The sequence below is a fragment of the Synechococcus sp. H55.11 genome (genome assembly GCF_047462475.1).
Classification (GTDB): domain Bacteria; phylum Cyanobacteriota; class Cyanobacteriia; order Thermostichales; family Thermostichaceae; genus Thermostichus.
This window is the reverse complement of the sequence record NZ_JANSJI010000138.1, coordinates 1-2,355: the sequence shown is the minus strand read 5'-3', so window position 1 is coordinate 2,355 and position 2,355 is coordinate 1. Positions and strand designations below refer to the sequence as shown.

Genomic DNA, 2,355 nt, shown 5'->3' with positions numbered 1-2,355 from the left:
TGCCATCGTTTCCATCACGTTTTCATCAAAAGAGCGGCTGCGGGCAGATCCCAGCTTCTTTACAAAACTTCGTAGTCTTCCAGTTCCTGCGAGGCGGCAGCAGGGCCGAGGGGTTTGTATAGCCAGTAGCCTTGCACAGCAAAGTGGGCCTGCCTATAGAAGTTAAGGGCAGCTTGATTGTGGCGGTAAACCTGCAAGGTGATGGCCGACAACTGCTGCTGGGATCCCCAGCGTTCTACCTGTTGCAGCAAAGCTCTGCCCAGCCCCCGCCGACGATGGGCGGGATCCACCCAGAGCAAAAAAACGTAGGCCACCCGACGATGAGTGGCTTGGTCGGTAGAAATGCCGGCCCACACGCCGCCCACCGGCTCCCCTGTTGCTTCGTTGAGGATCCACCAGCAGGGAGTACGGGGGGGGTCAAAGAGGCGATCCAGGGTCGCTTCCAGGTGATCCCACTGGCTTTGCTCGGGGAAAGACTCCTGCAAGGTGGCCTGCAATCCCCGCCGCACCCAGGGCCGATCCCAAGCAGAGCCAATGCGCCAACGGTAACCAGCAGGCAGAGGGATCTCCAGTTCAGCCATCCTCAAGCATTCGCGGAAGAAAGATCGGCAAGACCCATCGATGTTACTTCCTCTACCGGGGCCGGCTGGGCCATATCTTCCGGCAGAAACGAGCGGATGCTCACCACCACCAGAGTAAATAGGAACACCAGCAGGATGAGAGCGGGAAAGATATACTGCCGTAGAATGTTCATATTTCTACATAACCTTGGCCTTTACAGTATAGTCCAGAGCAGGATCTCTGGTCGGCCTTGTGGCAACCTTCCCCAGCCCCTATCGACTAACCGGGCGGGATCCCGCGCGTCAACAAGGTGAGAGACTGTAGCCTATGATTCCAAAGTAAGCTCCGTCGTGCATTAAGGTTAAGCGCAGGTAGGTAGGTACTTGCCCTGACCCGTGAGCGGAGAGCCGATGAGACCCCCAAGCCGCCCCTTAAAGACTTTGGGGATCCCTCCCAATGCCTGGGCTGTGAACGCCGCAATGGCCGACATCACCCGCCCGCCTTTAGAGCCTCGGCCCATCCTGCTGCCTACCTCCAGCAAAACCCTGCGCCTGGATCTGGCCAAAGCGGCGCTGCTGGTCATTGACATGCAAAACGACTTTTGCCACCCCGACGGGTGGCTGGCCAGCATTGGCGTCGATGTGACACCGGCGCGAGCTCCCATTGGCCCCCTGAAAACTCTATTGCCCCGCCTGCGGCAGGCCCAGGTGCCGATCGTGTGGGTCAACTGGGGCAATCGGCCCGACCTGCTCAACATCAGCGCTGGCCTGCGACACGTCTACAATCCCACCGGAGAGGGGGTAGGGCTGGGGGATCCCTTGCCCAAAAAGGGGTCTTTGGTTCTCACCCGCGGCAGTTGGGGCGCGGCTGTGGTGGAGGAATTGGAAGTCAAACCCGAGGATATTTGGGTGGATAAGTTCCGCATGAGTGGCTTTTGGGACACCCCTCTCGACAGCATTCTCAAAAATCTCGGACGTACCACCCTCTTTTTTGCCGGCGTGAACATCGATCAGTGTGTTATGACCACGCTGCAAGACGCCAATTTCCTCGGCTACGACTGCATTTTGCTAGAAGACTGCGCCGCCACCACCTCTCCTGAGTACTGTCTGCGGGCCACCCTTTACAACGTCAAGCAGTGCTTTGGCTTTATTGCTTCCTCTGCTGATTTGCTGGCAGCTCTCCCCTCTTAGCGCTTGCCACTTTCCACCCACCCTCTCTTGAGGGGAGGATCCCGATGCAAACGCTCTCCCGCTGTGTGATCCCAATCGTCAAAACTCCTGCCGATTATCAGGCCTATCGCATCAGCCCCCACGACACCAATCGTCTGGCCATTGTGTTCGATCCTTCTCATGCTCAAGTCTCGCTAACGTTCTGTGTCGAGATTTTCGATGAGGGAGGCAGAACGCCCCCCAATCGCCATCAAATGGCTGTGGAAATGTTTTTCGTGCTCAAGGGGGAAGGTTTAGCTATTTGCGATGGGAAAGCGGCCCCCATCAAAACCGGAGACAGCATCCTGGTGCCGCCGACCGGTGTCCACGAAATCCACAACACCGGCCCTGGCCGTCTCTACGCCCTCTGTATGATGGTGCCCAACGAAGATTTTGCCGAGCTGATCCGATCCGGGATCCCTGCTGACTTGGACGAAGAGGATCTGGCAGTTTTATCTGGGGGCTGGAGAAGGGCTTGAGCCTCAAGTACTCCTGGAGACTTGGGCCTATTCCAACAGCGGTTCTTACCCCTTCTGTCTATCCGCTTGGAGCCAAGCTTCCCTCCCAAGGCAAGGGATTTTGGGCT

4 protein-coding genes are annotated in these 2,355 nt (G+C 57.6%); 2 read left to right on the top strand and 2 right to left on the bottom strand.

Annotated features, from left to right (window positions below; genetic code table 11):
- Positions 1-59: 59 nt before the first annotated feature.
- Positions 60-581 carry a GNAT family N-acetyltransferase gene (locus tag NW853_RS05775; protein ID WP_414333028.1) on the bottom strand — a complete coding sequence of 174 codons (522 nt, stop codon included), beginning with the start codon at positions 579-581 and terminating at the stop codon, positions 60-62.
- 2 nt (positions 582-583) lie between these two features.
- On the bottom strand, positions 584-754 hold the full coding sequence (locus NW853_RS05770) for a hypothetical protein (RefSeq protein WP_414338501.1): 171 nt from the start codon (positions 752-754) through the stop codon (positions 584-586).
- 217 nt (positions 755-971) lie between these two features.
- On the opposite strand from NW853_RS05770, the gene NW853_RS05765 reads away from it, so the two are divergent.
- Positions 972-1,751 carry a cysteine hydrolase family protein gene (locus tag NW853_RS05765; protein ID WP_414348285.1) on the top strand — a complete coding sequence of 260 codons (780 nt, stop codon included), beginning with the start codon at positions 972-974 and terminating at the stop codon, positions 1,749-1,751.
- Between the two features lie 44 nt (positions 1,752-1,795).
- The gene (locus tag NW853_RS05760) at positions 1,796-2,248 is read left to right on the top strand and encodes a cupin domain-containing protein (RefSeq protein ID WP_414333033.1); all 453 of its coding nucleotides are present in this window, start codon (positions 1,796-1,798) and stop codon (positions 2,246-2,248) included.
- Positions 2,249-2,355 lie beyond the last annotated feature (107 nt).